Origin of the sequence: Xenorhabdus sp. TH1 (assembly GCF_037260955.1) — a bacterium.
GTDB classification, from domain to species: Bacteria; Pseudomonadota; Gammaproteobacteria; order Enterobacterales; family Enterobacteriaceae; genus Xenorhabdus; species Xenorhabdus griffiniae.
Genome location: NZ_CP147734.1, coordinates 2040313 through 2056179 on the forward strand (window position 1 = coordinate 2040313; position 15867 = coordinate 2056179).

Below are 15867 nucleotides of genomic sequence, written 5' to 3' on the forward strand. Positions count from 1 at the left end.
ATACGTAGCTTTAGTTAGAAACTATAACCAACACCGAACATAAAGACCCACGGATCAAGACGGGTTTTATATTTTTGATCTACATCACCAGTTTTGAATTTCACATCAGTTTCAATATTCATCCACCAAAGCGAAGTATTCAGCATCCAGTTTTTGTTCAGTTGATAATCCAGGCCAACCTGCCCAGCGATACCCCAAGAATCTTTCAGATCTAAGCTATTTAAATTAGCGGCCTTCACGGTTGCATTATTACTAAATTTTTCGCTAAAGAAAGTCGTGTAGTTAATACCAATCCCGACATAAGGACGAAATTCATTTTCTGATGAACCAAAATAATATTGTGCCATTAGCGTTGGTGGTAAATGTTTAACTTCAGCGATTTCACCCGCTCCCGGCAAACTGACCCTATGCTGGAATGGTGTCGCTGCCAATAATTCAACACCAATATTATCAGTAATCATGTAACCAAAAGTTAAACCCAACTGGGTATTATTATTGACACCAAAAGATCCCAATCCTAATACATTATCAGAACCCGCATGCGGCCTTACCGTTGCTGTACCTGCACGAAACAGGAAGTCACCTGCTTCATGGGCAAAAGTCAATGACGGGGCTAACGTAGCAGCAGCCAATACAAGCGCAGAAATCTTTTTCATTATCCATCCCATTTATGTGGTTTTAAAACAGTCAGAAATATACCCGTTTGTTTACTATTATGATCTAAGGCAGATCACATCTTTTAAAGATCTTTGGCGAAATAAGGTATTTATTACTGTTTTATTATTTCATTTACTGGGTATTTTAAATTGATCCAAATCAAAATTATCTGCGTATTAATTTTAATACCATTCACGATTTATATCTTGGTATCAACTTTTGAATGAATAACAATAAATAATAATATAAATCATATATCTTTATTTAATGCTCTTATCCTTTATTAACAAAAATTTAATAAATTGATCATTTATATAAAATCTACACTGAGGAGGATTGGCAAAAAAAGAATTCTTCCCCCCAACAACCTCAAGATACAGGATCAAGTATTAGAGTTCTTAGCCTCAACAAGGCCCAGTGGGAGCAAAGCTACAATTTGACGATATCTGTTAATGCGTCTGTGTATAAGAACCCCCGAAAATGCAGTATTAATTAACTGATATAATAGAGGTTCGCTTGAAAAATGGAAAACATCCCACACTAAGTATATTTTTTAACCCAAAGACACAACATAAATAAAACGAATAGCCACAACCACCACTCGTTTATCATTTTTAACGATTATTTCTTTCCTGGGCCTTCAGATATGCAGGTCGACTCATGGCTCTGTCCATGTAATCCTTTATTTCTGAACTTATAGCTATACCACATAATTTTGCCCACAAAAGAGTGTGTGTCACGAAGATATCAGCTAACGTAAAGTTAGGGCCTGTTATCCATTCGTAACCTTCATTTAGCCTGATTTGGTTAACTGCTCTGTTTGCTTCGCTTTTGGCGTAATCTATGAGTCCTAGGTTTCGCTGATTTTCTGGAATGAAAACTTGCTGTTTCAATAAGTTCCACACTGGAGACTCGAGGTCAGTAAGAGCATAGCTCAACCATGAGTTAATAATGGATCTCGGCTTCGGCTCGGTAGGATAGAATGTTGCAGAAGGATATTTTTCACAAATATATATACATATTGCCAGTGTTTCTTCAATAGACACATCTCCATCACTCAGAAAAGGGACTTTTCCTCGTGAATGGAGGGATTTTATGGTTCCTTCTTTTTGGCATTCGAGTAAGGCCTGTTGTTGAGACCAATACCACATCCAGTTAAGTCGTGTATCGTGTTAATATGGTTTAAAAAAGCCAAATGTTATATTTTACAGCTTCGCTTCCACTAGGCCAACAAGGTACAATTGTGCACTATTGTTGTTTTATTTGATAGGAGCCACTTTTATGCCCATCACGGCAAATACCCTGTATCGTGACAGTATCAATTTTTTAAAGAATCAATGGTTGAATATCGTCATCCTCTCTGTCTTGGCCACGTTGGTGACAACACTGTTGGGGTATTTACTCATACCAAATGAGGAACAACTCAATTTATTGGCCGAGTTGCAAAATATAGTCAGAGAGTCCGGTAATACGGGGATCCAGCGTTTCGTGATGCAATTAACACCAGATGAGCAATTCATGTTAATGCGCACAATGTTCGGGGTTTTATTTACCAACATATTTGGTAACACCCTGCTAACAGCCAGTATGCTGGTACTCATCAATGCTATCTCTTGCGGTCAGCAAACTAGTGCCATTCATGCCAGTACATTATCAATAACACGATTACCTAAGATGTTTTTGCTAATGTTTATCTGTACCCTGTTGATTCAAATCGGTTACGCTGTAATGATCTTGCCTGGCGTACTGTTTTCTATTGCATTCTCACTGGCTCCTATCTTTTTGTTTGAAAAAGGCAAAAGTGTTTTTGCAGCCATGCAAAATAGTTGGAAGTTAGCATTTGGTAATATACGCTTGTTGCTCCCAGCTATATTGCTATGGCTTATTGCCAAGCTAATACTGGTCCTTATATTGGCAAAAATGCCTGATATGTTGTTAACAACGCTAGATAATCTGTTATCATCCCTATTACTGATTTACCTATTCCGCTTGTATATGTTGGTCAGGCCACAAAATAAAACCACAAACGGTATGTAATAATCACCTAACATAGTTCACCTCACTGCAATGCAGTGAGGTGAACTGCCGAAAAATGAACCTCAATTATTTCTCCTCAACTTGCTGCTTACTTTGGATTAAACGAATAGCAAAATAGAGATCCGGCACAACTAGCAAATCTTTATCGCTACGACTTAATTTGTTTTGTTTAATCCAACGCTTCAGTTCTGTCCTGCGTCCTGCCAAAACCAATGTTACACCTTTCTCTTTTAATTCTGTGATTAACTCATCCAATACGGCAAAAACACTGACATCATCATAGGTAAAGCTGACCGTCGCATCCACCACTAACCACACAGGATCATTTGCAGCACTATTCACATGCTGTAATACCCGTTTTTTGAAATATCCAACGTTAAAATAAGTGAGTGGAGAGTTAAAGCGGTACATCATAATGCCATCTACCGGTTTGATATCATTATGCTTATGAATGGAACGAACCATACCTTGGTCATTCACGCCCAGCAGTTGATCCGAAGGCCGAAAAACTATTCGCAAAAATTGCAATAATCCCAACAAAACGGCAAAACCGATACCATCGATTACCCCGACCAACAAAACAGCAATTAACGTAAAAATTGACAGCGTAAAAGCCTGACGATTACGTTTTCGATAAGCCCAAAGATTTTTTAAACTCAATAAAGACCAAGTGGAAAAGATCAAAACAGTACCCAGTGATGACAGGGGGATATACACCAAAAATTCTGTCATAAATAGCAATACCAGCAAAATAGCACAGGCTGCTATCACCGAAACCATTTGCGTTTTACCACCTAGCGCGTCATTGACCGCAGTACGGCTACCCGCAGCACTAACAGCAAAACCTTGCGACAATGACGAAGCGATATTAGAAATACCTAGTGCCCTAAGTTCCAAATCTGCATCAACTTGGTAGCCATTTTTACTGGCAAAACTACGAGCAGTCATCATAAAACTGACGAAACTGATCACCGCTAAGTTAATGGAAGGAACCACTAAATCACGTATGATACCGATTTCAAATTCAGGTATAGGAACCACAGGCAAACCATTCCCCATACTCCCCACAATCTGGATACCATATTGGCTAAGTTCAAATTGCCAACTGATATAAGTCGATACGATCATGGCCGCCAATGGCGCTGGCCAACTCGGACGGAGAAAATGTACACTAAGCAGTACCAGCAGCGTCATGACTGATATTCCTACTGTCGGCCAGTGAGATTCTAACAACTTATGGGGAAATGCAATCAATCGTTCAATCAATTCCACCGGCAACCCAAACAGCCCAAAAACTTTAGCCAACTGATCAGCGATAATGGTAATCGCAACACCATTAATAAAGCCTTTCAAAATGGGATGAGATATAAAATCAGCGAAAGCGCCCAGACGAAAATGGCTGGCCAAAATACACCAAAATCCTGTCATTAACGTCATCACTATCGCAAGCTGCCAACGCACATTCTCATTTCCCAATGCCAACGGTGTAACAGCAGCAGCAATAACAGCACACGTTGCAGCATCTGGCCCAACAATCAACTGCCGTGAAGTACCGAACAACGCATACACAAACATCGGTAAGATACAGGCATATAAACCAATAATGGCGCTGATCCCCATTAATTCAGCATAAGCAATCGCAACAGGCAATGCTACTGCAGCAACAGAGAGACCCGCCCGCATATCATGACTGAAATATTCTCTACGGTAATGACAGATATTTCCCAAGCCAGGCATCCAGCGATGTAATCTTTCCCACAACATAGCCTTTATGTCCTTTTGTGAAAATGAAACTTAGTTATAATGCGTAACTAAATGGAAACTCACAAACTTCCCCTTTCCCACACTTAGCTTGTCGCTCATTGTGATAAAATTACCTAAACAGATGAAAAATGTTTTTTACCTGATAAATAAACCATTTCATTGAGATCTGGTACACTCTGGCACAAATTTAAAAACATGCCATCATTGACTTCACAATGGATTCAATTTATGAAACAACTTTTAGACTTTTTGCCACTAGTCGTTTTCTTCGTCATCTACAAAATGTACGACATTTTCTATGCATCTGGTGCCTTGATTGCAGCAACAGGGTTAGCTGTTGTCATTTCTTACTTCATTTATCGTAGAGTTGAAAAATCCTCCTTAATTACATTTGTTATGGTTGCTGTTTTCGGTACTCTGACACTGGCTTTCCACAGCGATTTATTTATTAAATGGAAAGTGACTGTCATTTATGCCATTTTTGCTCTAGTACTGCTTATTAGCCAATGGGTGATGAAAAAGCCGTTAATTCAACGGATGTTAGGCAAAGAGTTAGAATTGCCTGATTTTGTCTGGAACAAACTGAATATAGCTTGGGCGATCTTCTTTGTTGCCTGCGCATTAGCAAATATTTATGTCGCTTTCTGGCTACCCCAGGATGTTTGGGTAAACTTTAAAGTGTTCGGGTTAACGGCATTGACACTAGTTTTTACTGTATTGAGTGTGGTATATATCTACCGTCATCTGCCTCGCGAACAAAAATAATATAATGACCTTCATATGGATACCTGCCGATGCAGCGGCAGGTATTGTTGTATTCACCAAATAAAGCAAGTTTTCTAATGACACAACAACAATGCTTACCAAACGGAGAATTGGTTCTCCGTACACTGGCCATGCCTGCTGATACTAATGCCAATGGGGATATTTTCGGTGGTTGGCTGATGTCTCAAATGGATATTGGCGGCGCAATTTTAGCAAAAGAGATTGCTCTAGGGCGCGTAGTGACTGTTAGCGTAAATGGCATCAGTTTTCTGAAACCGGTTGCGGTAGGTGACGTCGTATGTTGCTATGCCCGTTGTCTCAAAACGGGAAATTCATCCATCACCATTCATATTGAGGTGTGGGTGAAAAAAGTGGCTTCTGAGCCAGTCGGCCAGCGTTACCGTGCTACAGAAGCCGTTTTCACCTATGTTGCCGTTGATGAAAATAATACTTCCCGTCCTTTGCCTGAAGATAAAAGGCATTTCAAGTTGGAAAGCAGTGAAATTGACAATAACTAAATTAAAACAAAATGTTAAATAAAATACAAAACGCATAAAAACCACATATGCTCACACCTATGTACAAACAGAAAACATACTCGCTATAGCACATAGCAATGGATTTTACGTACGTTAGATAGAGGAAGTTCAGGTCATAGGTAAGGATAAAAAGGAAATCACTATCACCACACACAGGGCAGTCATCTGCCCTTTAACTCTCAGGGTGATCATCTAAAAAATTTTCCGATTTGAAATCGGGAAATCCCTATAGTTCCCGTATATAACTCAAATCTGAGCCATGATGGAAATTCCTATTATCTTTAAGATTCGAGAAATTTTTCACACACCCATCAGCTAAAATTTCAGCTGATGTATAATTAGTCAAACATTCGTCCGATTGGAACTGCCCCCCAAATTATTAGGTAAGCCAAAGTGAAGACCACGGTAATTTCATACCTCCGTTTGAAACAGAAGCGTGCTAAATTAAAGACGGGGAAACCTCCACGCTTACTCGCTTACTGTACTAAATTTCATCAGCCACCTCAAAACCGCAATCATCCAGATGCAACACTGCAAGATAAAGGATTTGTTGTCCTGAGCAATGATGCTGGTAGCAATTACCAAAAGCAGTAAAAGCGGCGTATGATTTAGCGAATACAGCTAATCAAAATGCCAATATTCAACTAGCCAAAGACCAAAACGGAGCGGATATAGAAAACATCAATCTTTTGCTACGTGAGATCTGCTTCTGGATTGCCTTCGGATAAATTTCGCGCATCCAGATAATGTGCAAATGTTATACAAATAGTCACATACGCCTGAGCCATCAATAGCAAACAATAGAATTTTATTTCCTGCTTCCAAGCGTTGAAAATCTGTATTAATTTTCATACGCAATGTGCCTGTTCATCAAATATAGCTAATTCTCATGCCCCACCAGACATGGGGATCATAATTATTGCGTCTGCCTTGACCCGATATTGACCCGTTTGTAGTCATTTATATTCTCCTTTCAATAGGAAGCCAAAAGCCAGTAGCGAAAATGCTGGCTTTTTTATTTGGTTAATTAGGTAGGATTAAAAACACCATGCAAAAACGTCCGATGAAAAATAATTTCACAGGTTAATTTCATGGTCTTAGATTTTGGAGTGAGTGAAGGCTAGATTTTATTCTTAAGTTATAGAATTATTTAGTTAGAAGACCACATTCTGCTGCGCAGCCAGTCAGTGAACGGGGGTTATTCAGGAAATATGGGGAATTCTTCTGGCTTACAATTTGGTGCGAGTCGAAATAAGCCGTATAGCCGCAGAGGCTGGCGTCTCTCCATTGCGTATCAGTTTTATTATGGCATTACGGGATATTCAGGATGAAATTTTATGGTGTGCGATTGCAACTCCCGAAACTATTCCCAAAAAACTCAGGGCACTGAGGGAAAGAGTGAAACGGTATATTTTGCCTGAAAAAAGAAAACGGCCCAAAAGTCGGACCGTTCGTATGTCGAAGACTCGCTACTCTATTCGATCAAAACATTCTTAACTGAATGGTGTTATCATAAGAGGCCGTTATTTAAAAGGAATAAAAAGACTGACCAGAGTCATAAATCTAGTTAGTATAATGGAAATCAATTACCACAATACCCTTCCTTGGCAAGACGAACATCTGACTTAGATATTACCTTTTTTCCTTCTTCCTCTGTTGATACACTTAAATCAGCGCCACCAACAAAAACGCCCATCTTTATGTACTGCCTTACGAAGTAATTTTTCCCAGATTCAGTAAAAATGAGTAAATCATTAGGGGAAAATTCCGATTCAGTAGATATTTTGTGGTTTCGGTCACCTGCTACCTGTGTGTAGAAAAAAGTTTTATCTGCTGTTTCTCCAAGACACTTACCATCAACATGAATATCTTTTTTTAGAGCCTTGCCGACAAAACTGTCTCGGTAAATATATAAACCAGATTTGCCCTTCTCTGGAGCAGAGAAACTTTTAGCTTCTACTGTTTCTTGTTCAGTTGCAAGAGGTACGCTAGCACAACCACTGAGAAGTAAAGCGCTTAAAAAAGAAACGGACAAAAGCAATCTTTTAGTATTCATCATAAAATAGAACCTTTTTATATCATTTTCCATTACATTAAAAGATAACAAACAAACCGTAACCAACCCACACCTAGCTTTTCATTACCTCCATTGTTAAATTTTATTCATTATACCAATCAATGAAGGAAAACGACCCCAAATAAATGCATAAATAGCATTGACAGCTTATCTTTGAAGCAATTCATCTGTGCCATACAGGTAACAAGTTAATCACTGATCAAATAAATCATAGACGATTTAAAGCCCTAATGGAGCTTTATGTCACCATCTCAACTCAATTGCATTCATTTTGTTGTTAGTTCCATGTTAATCAGCACATCAAAGCCTGATAAATATTCTATGGGGTCTCATTTAGTTATGTTTTTGATTGGTAGATACGCAAATTTCTCTCTATTGAACCTGACGTTAAACAGATAACTATCATCTTTATTACCAATGTCGTGAATTTCTCATGACGCCAAATGAATATTTGTGACTATTTCTGATTACAACAAATAAAGGATTAAATTATCTTAAAAATCAAAACATTAATTAACAAAATGTGACTGCACGTGACTGGAAATGATTAATAGTGATTAAATAAAGGCATTTCAAATTGGAAAGCAGTGACTCAGAGCCATAATCCATTTTGCTGATGAAGTTAGGGGATGCTTTACATCCCCTGTTCAGAAAAGAAACTTTTGCACAATTAGGATTGTGAAATGCCTGTAGTTTTAAATTCGATAGTCGTTATGTACCCAGTAGCAGGAATTTTTTCATAACGCCATTTTCTCATCGCATTTCTCACTTCACGTTCAAAGACATTTTTCGGATTGGCAGAAATAATTTTAATATTCTTAACGCGGCCATTTTCATCAACATCAAATTTTACCTTTACCGTTCCCTCAGTCCTTAACTGTAGTGCTCTGGATGGGTAAACGGGATCTGGCCTGTTTAATGCTTTCGGCCCGTTTTGTACTCCCGCTTTTTCACTCATAGTATGGTGATCCGATTTCTGATCATCCAAATTCTTTGCTATCTGAGTTTCTTGATCAGAAACAGGTTTCAGCGGTTGTTCAGAAGTGTTTTCTGCCTTTTTCTCTCTTGGCTTCACTTCTTTTTTGACGATTTTTTTCTTTTCAGGTTTAGGCTTAGGCAGAGCAATTTCCGCAATAGGTTCAGGCTCCGGTTCAGGTTCTGGCTCAGGAAGGGATTCAGACACGGCAGGTTTGGAGACAGGTGCCTCTTCAGCAGCCAACTGGATCATGGCAACAGACATAGGTGTAGCTTCTGCCTGTTTTTCGAGCTTAGTGGCATGGAAAAGTGCCGCAGCAATAGAAATATGTAAACAAACGGAAAGTAGTATCGGCCAATGTATCCAACGCATAAGAGAATTCTTGCTTAACAGCATGATAGTCAGTTTTCAGATAGATATTAGTTTAAATGCAAATGACTATCATATTCAATAAAGATTCAAAAACTTCTATACCTGATTTGCATTTTTCAAGCTAAAACCTTATTGGATACACACGCTCATTCCAGTGGAATCACATGATTATTAACCATAATCTTGGCGGCTGAAAATATTTTTCTTAACGGAAAAATATTGAGTTATTAAGAAAATGCTGCACATTGATCCTAAGTAATTTCACTACATTAGCATTAAACCCACTCTACATTCTGGGTGAATAGAATCGATCTACGGCGCTTATAAGCATCTACCTTACGGAGTGCATAGATACGCAAATTACGACGTGACTGCCCTTCTAACCAGCGGCGACGGCGACGGATACTTTGACGGAGTATTCTCCAACGCCCTACTTCTCTTCTACTATGTTTCATAAATATTCCGAGTAATCTCTCATTGAATAAATAATATTATTCTTAATTGTCACGATTAGCGATGTCAACCCATTGCCAATCTACCCCATGACTCTGGCATGAGAGTACATTGTTCGACTTCATCAGATTAATCACTATCATCAACCATTCATGATTTATTTATATCAATTTGCGTATATTACATACAGCCTACAAAGTCAAATCGTTGTTATAATTGACTAAATAGTCATGGTATTTATCATAATTGGCGCTTTTTGGCTAAAATTGTACTCTATTCATTAATGATATTAAGTTGATAGTTCACCCGAATTTCTAGAAACTTGCGGCAATGACTACATTAATATTTAAATAAATAGGATTGATTGCCACGTATGACAACTTTCTACTCTGTACTGAGCTGGCTGGCGATTTTTTTCTACTGGCTGATTATTGCGGGTATCACTATTCGAGTTTTGATGAAACGTCGTCCTGTGACATCAGCAATGACATGGTTACTCATTATTTACATTTTTCCATTAGTCGGGATCGTTGCTTACTTGTCATTCGGAGAATTACACCTTGGCAAACGCAGGGTTGAGCAAGCCAGACAGATGCGTTCATCTGTAGCCAAGTGGCTGGCCGAGTTAAGAAATTCCCCTCAAATTTTTGCCGATGAAAACAGTGAAGTCGCTACTCCGTTGTTTCAACTGTGTGAGCGTCGACAAAAGCTCAAAGGTGTCAAGGGTAATAAAATGCAATTAATGACATCTTATGATAACTCGCTAAAAGCGATTGTTCATGATATTGAAAACGCCAAATACAATATCGAAATGGTGTTTTATATATGGCAATCTGGGGGACTGGTTGATCAGGTCACCGATGCTCTGATGCGTGCAGCCAAACGCGGCATTAAATGTCGAATTATGGTAGATTCGGCAGGAAGCTGGCAATTTTTCCGTAGCCCTTATCCTGATATTATGCGAAAAGCAGGTATTGAATTTGTTGAATCACTCAAAGTTAATATCTTCCGTTTATTCTTGCGTCGTATGGACTTGCGCCAGCATAGAAAAATTATCCTGATCGATAATTATATTTCATACACCGGTAGCATGAATATGGTTGATCCCCGTTTTTTTAAACAAGATGCAGGGGTCGGTCAATGGGTCGATATCATGGTAAGAATGGAAGGCCCTGTTACGACAACACTAGGGATCATTTACGCTTTTGACTGGGAAATGGAAACAGGACAGCGGCATCTTCCTCCGCCACCTGACAGTGTCACCATGCCCTTCGAACAAGCCAGTGGTCATATAGCCCAAGTTATTGCTTCCGGGCCTGGGTTCCCTGATGAATTAATCCAACAATCCCTAATGACTGCTATTTTTGCTGCCCGCAAACAGCTTATTCTTACCACTCCCTATTTTGTTCCCAGCGATGATTTAATGCACGCAATTTGCACTGCGGCTATGCGCGGTGTTGATGTCAGTATTATTGTACCAAGCCAAAATAACTCATTTCTTGTTCGTTGGGCCAGTCGCGCGTTTTTTTCTGAATTACTGGAAGCCGGTGTGAAAATTTATCAATTTGAAGATGGCTTATTACACACTAAAAGTGTTTTAGTCGATGGACAACTCAGTATGGTCGGTTCTGTCAATTTGGATATGCGCAGCTTATGGCTGAATTTTGAAATTACAGTGGTCATTGATGATGAGCACTTTGGCAATGATTTAACTCTGGTTCAACAAGACTATATTATGCGTTCAACATTGCTTGCAAACAATAAATGGGAAAAACGCCCTGTGTGGCATCGTATCCTGGAACGTATCTGTTACTTTTTCAGCCCGCTTTTATAATTCCACGAATAACAGTATTCATTCAATACAGAACATGTTTTAATTTCATCATGTGATTAATCTCGGATCTTGCACCATGGAAAACCAACCGAAATATTCTATGCAATTAGACTTAAATAACCGAATGACTGAAGATGAAGCGCTTGAAAAAGCTTACGACATCTTTTTGGAACAAGCGCTTTCTCATCTCGATCCGGCTGACAGCCTATTGTTTAATTTGCAATTTGAAGAACGAGGGGGGGTTGAATTAGTGGAACCTTCAGGGATCTGGCTTGAACATGTTGATTTTGATTTGGATCCAGACTTTTTTTCAGAAGTCATTATTGGCTTGGCTGAATCAGACGAGGCTGAAATTGATGACATCTTTGCCCGTGTCTTGCTCTGCCGGGAAAAATCTCACTCCATCTGCCATATCCTATGGAAAAAATAATCAAACACGCCTCCCCCGATCGGCCAAAATAAATGCCCTCACAATGAGGGCATTGAATTTAATTTCGTGACAGCGTCACATTAACCTAATCTAACGGATTAGAGTGGATCAACCTTAAGGCAAGACACCGCATGTTTAAAGCTTCCCTCAAGCAATGGACGGGTCTTGGCACATTCGGCATCAGCCATTGGACAGCGAGTGCGGAATACACATCCAGACGGGGGATCAATCGGTGAAGGCAGTTCTCCCTCCAGCAATTCAATATGCTTGTTGCGCTCTTTGTCTGGATCAGGGATTGGCACCGCCGACATAAGCGCTCTGGTATATGGATGCAACGGATTATGATAAACTTCATCGTAAGTACCTAATTCCACAGCATTTCCCAAATACATCACCAAAACACGATCTGATATGTGTTTTACTATTGATAGGTCATGAGCAATAAATATCAGGGAAAGTCCCATTTCCCGCTGTAATTCCTGCAACAAGTTAACGACTTGTGCCTGAATGGAAACATCCAGCGCTGAAACAGGTTCATCACAAATAACTAATTTAGGCTCCAGAATTAAGGCACGAGCAATGCCAATACGCTGGCATTGTCCCCCAGAGAATTCATGTGGGTAACGGTTTATCAGGTTAGGTAACAATCCTACCCGCATCATCATCTTTTGAACTTTTTCTTTTATTTCCCCACCTTTCATTTTGGGGTAATACGTTTTTAATGGCTCCGCAATAATATCACCAATGGTCATACGTGGATTCAGCGATGCCAAAGGGTCTTGAAAAATCATCTGAATATCATTGCGAATATCCCGCCATTGTTTGTCACTCATATCCAGCAAATTTTGACCAAGCCAAGTGACTGCGCCACCAGATGCTTTCACTAACCCAATGACGGCTCTGGCAAGAGTCGATTTCCCGCAGCCAGATTCTCCCACTACGCCCAGTGTCTCACCTTCATATAATCTTAAGGTAACGCCATCTACCGCCTTTAGGGTTTTTACCGGCTGCCAAAACCACTGTTTTCCATCTTTAATATCAAAATAAACTTTAAGGTCATCAACTTCCAATAAGACACGTTTTTCAGCTATTGTGCTCATACCAATTCCTCCTGGCGTTTAAAGCAGGCACGCAAGCGCCCATGGCCAAATTTTTCCAGCTGTGGTTCCTCACGAACACAATGCTCTGTGGCAAACTGACAACGCGGCTGGAATGGGCATCCCTTTGGCAAACGCAATAAATTGGGGGGATTGCCTTGAATCGTTTCCAATGATTCCTCATCACCATCCAGGCGAGGAACAGCATTTAATAACCCAATAGAGTATGGATGGGTAGGACGGTAAAATACGTCACGCGCCGTGCCATATTCCATCGTTCTTCCGGCATACATAACTAATACTTTGTCACAAATGCCAGCAACCACCCCCAAGTCATGGGTAATCATGATGATGGCAGTGTTAAACTCTTTTTTCAGTTCGTTAAGCAACGTCATAATCTGTGCCTGAACGGTTACGTCCAATGCCGTTGTCGGTTCATCGGCAATCAATAACTTAGGCTGACATAATAACGCCATAGCAATCATGACGCGTTGACGCATACCACCAGAGAATTCATGCGGATACATTTTCATGCGCTTACGTGCCTCTGGCATCTTAACGGCATCCAGCATACGGATAGATTCTTCAAAAGCCGCACTTTTACTCATACGTTTGTGCAGCATCAATACTTCAATTAATTGATCACCCACCCGCATATAAGGGTTAAGGGAAGTCATGGGATCTTGAAATATCATCGAGATCTCTTCTGCCCGCATTCGGTTCAGCTCTTTTTCTTTCAGGTTGAGAATTTCTCGCCCATTAAAGTGGGCAGAACCACTGACCGAACCATTGCTGGCTAATAACCCCATTAATGCAAATGCTGTCTGCGATTTGCCAGAACCAGATTCACCCACGATCCCCAGTGTTTCTCCGGCCTGTAAGTCAAAATTCAATTTATTTACAGCAGTCACGTTGCCATCTGGCGTACTGAATACGACATCTAGATCTCTTACCGATAAGAGGGATTCAACATTTTTCGAAGTTTCAACGCTATTCATAGGCTCTCCTTAACGGTCTTTCGGGTCGAGGGCATCTCGCAGGCCGTCACCAATAAAGTTAAAACAAAACAAGGTCATGACCAGAAAGCCCGCCGGAAATAACAATAACCACGGAGCCACTTCCATTGAATTAGCACCATCACTTAACAAAGCGCCCCAACTACTGAGTGGCTCCTGAGTTCCCAAGCCAAGGAAACTTAAGAAGGATTCAAACAGGATCATGCTAGGTACAAGTAATGAGGCATAAACCACCACAACACCTAATACGTTTGGCACGATATGGCGCAAAACGATATGACGGGTAGAAACACCACAAACCAACGCTGCTTCGATGAATTCCTTGCGTTTTAAACTCAGTGTCTGACCACGGACAATACGTGCCATGTCCAGCCATGACACCATGCCTATTGCAACGAAAATCAACAAAATGTTTTGACCAAAGAAAGTCACTAGAAGGATAACGAAGAACATGAATGGAAAAGAGTTGAGGATTTCCAGCAAGCGCATCATGACCATGTCGATTTTACCGCCAAGATAGCCTGACATCGCACCATATAAAGTACCAAATAACACGGCAATCAAAGCGGCGGCAATCCCGACCATCAATGAAATCCGCCCACCAATGGCAACGCGCACTAACAGATCACGCCCTGAAGAATCGGTGCCAAAATAGTGTTTGGATTCAAAATCCGGCGGCATCGTCATCATGTTCCAATCAGTGTCATCGTAAGCAAATTGGGACAACATTGGAGCTAAGATCACAAATAATATAATCAAGAATAGAATACATAAGCTTGTAATCGCCGCCTTGTTATGCACAAAACGGCGACGTGCATCCTGCCACAAACTGCGGCCCTCAATTTCCAGTTGCTCAGAAAAATTTTCCAGAGCTTCGCTATTTTTTTTATTCAGTAACATTGCGCGCTCCAGTTTTAATAACGAATTTTCGGATCAATGACGGCGTATAGCACATCAACAATGGCATTAAACATAATGGTCAGGCTCCCCACCAGGATCGTCAAACTCAGTACCAGTGAGTAATCACGGTTTAATGCACCATTAACAAACAATTGTCCCAGGCCAGGTAAACCGAAAATAGTCTCAATAACCATTGAACCCGTAATAATGCCTACGAATGCAGGCCCCATGTAAGAGATAACGGGTAATAAGGCAGGTTTTAACGCATGACGGAAAATAATCTTCCGCAATGGCAAACCTTTGGCCCGTGCTGTACGAATAAAATTGGAATGCAAAACTTCTATCATGGAACCACGGGTAATACGGGATATGCTGGCAATATAAGAGAGTGAAAGTGCGACCATTGGCAAAAGCATATATTTAGGTGCCCCGCCATTCCAGCCCCCTCCCGGCAACCATTTTAATGTAATGGCGAATATCAAAACTAATAAGGGGGCGACCACGAAACTGGGGATCACGACGCCTGTCATGGCAAACCCCATTACCGTGTAATCCCATTTCGTATTCTGGTTCAATGCCGCAATAACTCCTGCACTGACACCGAATATTACCGCCATAACAAAGGCGGCAAATCCCAATTTAGCAGAAACCGGCAAAGCTTCTGCAACCAGATCATTGACACTGTAGTCTTTATATTTGAATGAAGGACCAAAATCCCCCTTAGAGAGTTGGATTAGGTAATTGAAATATTGCTTATAAATAGGATCATTTAAATGGTATTTCGCTTCAATATTTGCCATAACCTCTGGCGGTAGCTTTCTTTCTCCTGTAAATGGGCTACCCGGCGCAAGCCGCATCATAAAAAACGAAATAGTAATAAGTATAAAAAGTGTCGGGATCGCCTCTAAGCAGCGACGTAAAATAAATTTTAGCATTGCCCGTTCCTACTA

At 40.3% G+C, this 15867-nt stretch carries 16 protein-coding genes and 2 pseudogenes; 7 read left to right on the forward strand and 11 right to left on the reverse strand.

Features of this window, described 5'->3' with window-relative positions:
• Window positions 1-14 precede the first annotated feature (14 nt).
• Entirely contained in the window at window positions 15-656 is a 642-nt protein-coding gene (gene ompW / locus WDV74_RS09060; RefSeq protein ID WP_338882382.1) for an outer membrane protein OmpW, read from the reverse strand.
• Between the two features lie 615 nt (window positions 657-1271).
• Window positions 1272-1703 carry a glutathione S-transferase family protein gene (locus WDV74_RS09065; protein ID WP_338882383.1) on the reverse strand — a complete coding sequence of 144 codons (432 nt, stop codon included), beginning with the start codon at window positions 1701-1703 and terminating at the stop codon, window positions 1272-1274.
• Between the two features lie 235 nt (window positions 1704-1938).
• Between WDV74_RS09065 and WDV74_RS09070 the strand changes: the two genes are divergently transcribed.
• A complete protein-coding gene (locus WDV74_RS09070) occupies window positions 1939-2694 on the forward strand; it encodes a YciC family protein (RefSeq protein ID WP_338882384.1) in 756 nt (251 codons plus the stop codon).
• A 66-nt stretch (window positions 2695-2760) separates the two neighbouring features.
• Here the strand turns inward: WDV74_RS09070 and WDV74_RS09075 are convergent, their stop codons facing one another.
• Entirely contained in the window at window positions 2761-4458 is a 1698-nt protein-coding gene (locus tag WDV74_RS09075; protein ID WP_338882385.1) for a SulP family inorganic anion transporter, read from the reverse strand.
• A 228-nt stretch (window positions 4459-4686) separates the two neighbouring features.
• On the opposite strand from WDV74_RS09075, the gene WDV74_RS09080 reads away from it, so the two are divergent.
• The 3 genes from WDV74_RS09080 (at window position 4687) to WDV74_RS09090 (ending at window position 6356) form a co-directional block, all read left to right on the forward strand.
• On the forward strand, window positions 4687-5223 hold the full coding sequence (locus WDV74_RS09080; RefSeq protein WP_338882386.1) for a septation protein A: 537 nt from the start codon (window positions 4687-4689) through the stop codon (window positions 5221-5223).
• Window positions 5224-5300: 77 nt separating this feature from the next.
• Window positions 5301-5741 carry an acyl-CoA thioester hydrolase YciA gene (yciA, locus tag WDV74_RS09085; RefSeq protein WP_338882388.1) on the forward strand — a complete coding sequence of 147 codons (441 nt, stop codon included), beginning with the start codon at window positions 5301-5303 and terminating at the stop codon, window positions 5739-5741.
• Window positions 5742-6155: 414 nt separating this feature from the next.
• Window positions 6156-6356 (forward strand): hypothetical protein, encoded by a 201-nt coding sequence (locus tag WDV74_RS09090; RefSeq protein ID WP_338882389.1) that lies wholly within the window; start codon window positions 6156-6158, stop codon window positions 6354-6356.
• Window positions 6357-6457: 101 nt separating this feature from the next.
• Here the strand turns inward: WDV74_RS09090 and WDV74_RS09095 are convergent.
• Window positions 6458-6550: pseudogene (locus WDV74_RS09095) on the reverse strand (phage minor tail protein L); the annotation flags it as partial.
• 381 nt (window positions 6551-6931) lie between these two features.
• Between WDV74_RS09095 and WDV74_RS09100 the strand changes: the two are divergent.
• Window positions 6932-7259 (forward strand): annotated as a pseudogene (locus WDV74_RS09100) (IS4 family transposase); the annotation flags it as partial.
• 85 nt (window positions 7260-7344) lie between these two features.
• On the opposite strand, the gene WDV74_RS09105 reads toward WDV74_RS09100, so the two are convergent.
• From WDV74_RS09105 to WDV74_RS09115, 3 genes are all read right to left on the reverse strand, one after another.
• Window positions 7345-7821 (reverse strand): DUF2846 domain-containing protein, encoded by a 477-nt coding sequence (locus WDV74_RS09105; RefSeq protein WP_338882391.1) that lies wholly within the window; start codon window positions 7819-7821, stop codon window positions 7345-7347.
• Between the two features lie 688 nt (window positions 7822-8509).
• Window positions 8510-9187 (reverse strand): TonB system transport protein TonB, encoded by a 678-nt coding sequence (gene tonB, locus WDV74_RS09110; protein WP_338882392.1) that lies wholly within the window; start codon window positions 9185-9187, stop codon window positions 8510-8512.
• 275 nt (window positions 9188-9462) lie between these two features.
• A complete protein-coding gene (locus tag WDV74_RS09115; RefSeq protein ID WP_338882394.1) occupies window positions 9463-9642 on the reverse strand; it encodes a YciY family protein in 180 nt (59 codons plus the stop codon).
• A gap of 371 nt (window positions 9643-10013) precedes the next feature.
• Between WDV74_RS09115 and cls the strand changes: the two genes are divergently transcribed.
• On the forward strand, window positions 10014-11474 hold the full coding sequence (gene cls / locus WDV74_RS09120; protein WP_338882395.1) for a cardiolipin synthase: 1461 nt from the start codon (window positions 10014-10016) through the stop codon (window positions 11472-11474).
• Window positions 11475-11574: 100 nt separating this feature from the next.
• A complete protein-coding gene (locus tag WDV74_RS09125) occupies window positions 11575-11904 on the forward strand; it encodes an HI1450 family dsDNA-mimic protein (RefSeq protein WP_338882396.1) in 330 nt (109 codons plus the stop codon).
• Between the two features lie 98 nt (window positions 11905-12002).
• Here WDV74_RS09125 and oppF read toward each other — a convergent pair whose 3' ends face one another.
• Genes oppF through oppB form a run of 4 tightly spaced genes read right to left on the reverse strand, consistent with a single transcriptional unit; the run spans window position 12003 to window position 15852 of the window.
• Window positions 12003-13004 carry a murein tripeptide/oligopeptide ABC transporter ATP binding protein OppF gene (gene oppF / locus WDV74_RS09130; RefSeq protein WP_338882397.1) on the reverse strand — a complete coding sequence of 334 codons (1002 nt, stop codon included), beginning with the start codon at window positions 13002-13004 and terminating at the stop codon, window positions 12003-12005.
• Entirely contained in the window at window positions 13001-13999 is a 999-nt protein-coding gene (locus WDV74_RS09135; protein WP_338882398.1) for an ABC transporter ATP-binding protein, read from the reverse strand. Before WDV74_RS09135 ends, oppF begins: the two co-directional genes overlap by 4 nt.
• A 9-nt stretch (window positions 14000-14008) precedes the next feature.
• Complete coding sequence (gene oppC / locus WDV74_RS09140; protein WP_189758961.1) at window positions 14009-14917, reverse strand: oligopeptide ABC transporter permease OppC; 909 nt, start codon at window positions 14915-14917, stop codon at window positions 14009-14011.
• Between the two features lie 14 nt (window positions 14918-14931).
• Window positions 14932-15852, reverse strand: coding sequence for an oligopeptide ABC transporter permease OppB (gene oppB, locus WDV74_RS09145; RefSeq protein WP_193847855.1), 921 nt, complete (start codon window positions 15850-15852; stop codon window positions 14932-14934).
• Between the last annotated feature and the right edge of the window lie 15 nt (window positions 15853-15867).

What these genes read in the sequence shown, in the direction of transcription:
- oppF (WP_338882397.1), bottom strand. Translation starts at nt 13,004, where the DNA reads ATGAGCACAATAGCTGAAAAACGTGTCTTATTGGAAGTTGATGACCTT.
- WDV74_RS09125 (WP_338882396.1), top strand. Translation starts at nt 11,575, where the DNA reads ATGCAATTAGACTTAAATAACCGAATGACTGAAGATGAAGCGCTTGAA.
- WDV74_RS09115 (WP_338882394.1), bottom strand. Translation starts at nt 9,642, where the DNA reads ATGAAACATAGTAGAAGAGAAGTAGGGCGTTGGAGAATACTCCGTCAA.
- cls (WP_338882395.1), top strand. Translation starts at nt 10,014, where the DNA reads ATGACAACTTTCTACTCTGTACTGAGCTGGCTGGCGATTTTTTTCTAC.
- WDV74_RS09080 (WP_338882386.1), top strand. Translation starts at nt 4,687, where the DNA reads ATGAAACAACTTTTAGACTTTTTGCCACTAGTCGTTTTCTTCGTCATC.
- ompW (WP_338882382.1), bottom strand. Translation starts at nt 656, where the DNA reads ATGAAAAAGATTTCTGCGCTTGTATTGGCTGCTGCTACGTTAGCCCCG.
- oppB (WP_193847855.1), bottom strand. Translation starts at nt 15,852, where the DNA reads ATGCTAAAATTTATTTTACGTCGCTGCTTAGAGGCGATCCCGACACTT.
- WDV74_RS09075 (WP_338882385.1), bottom strand. Translation starts at nt 4,458, where the DNA reads ATGTTGTGGGAAAGATTACATCGCTGGATGCCTGGCTTGGGAAATATC.
- oppC (WP_189758961.1), bottom strand. Translation starts at nt 14,917, where the DNA reads ATGTTACTGAATAAAAAAAATAGCGAAGCTCTGGAAAATTTTTCTGAG.
- tonB (WP_338882392.1), bottom strand. Translation starts at nt 9,187, where the DNA reads ATGCGTTGGATACATTGGCCGATACTACTTTCCGTTTGTTTACATATT.
- WDV74_RS09105 (WP_338882391.1), bottom strand. Translation starts at nt 7,821, where the DNA reads ATGATGAATACTAAAAGATTGCTTTTGTCCGTTTCTTTTTTAAGCGCT.
- WDV74_RS09070 (WP_338882384.1), top strand. Translation starts at nt 1,939, where the DNA reads ATGCCCATCACGGCAAATACCCTGTATCGTGACAGTATCAATTTTTTA.
- WDV74_RS09135 (WP_338882398.1), bottom strand. Translation starts at nt 13,999, where the DNA reads ATGAATAGCGTTGAAACTTCGAAAAATGTTGAATCCCTCTTATCGGTA.
- yciA (WP_338882388.1), top strand. Translation starts at nt 5,301, where the DNA reads ATGACACAACAACAATGCTTACCAAACGGAGAATTGGTTCTCCGTACA.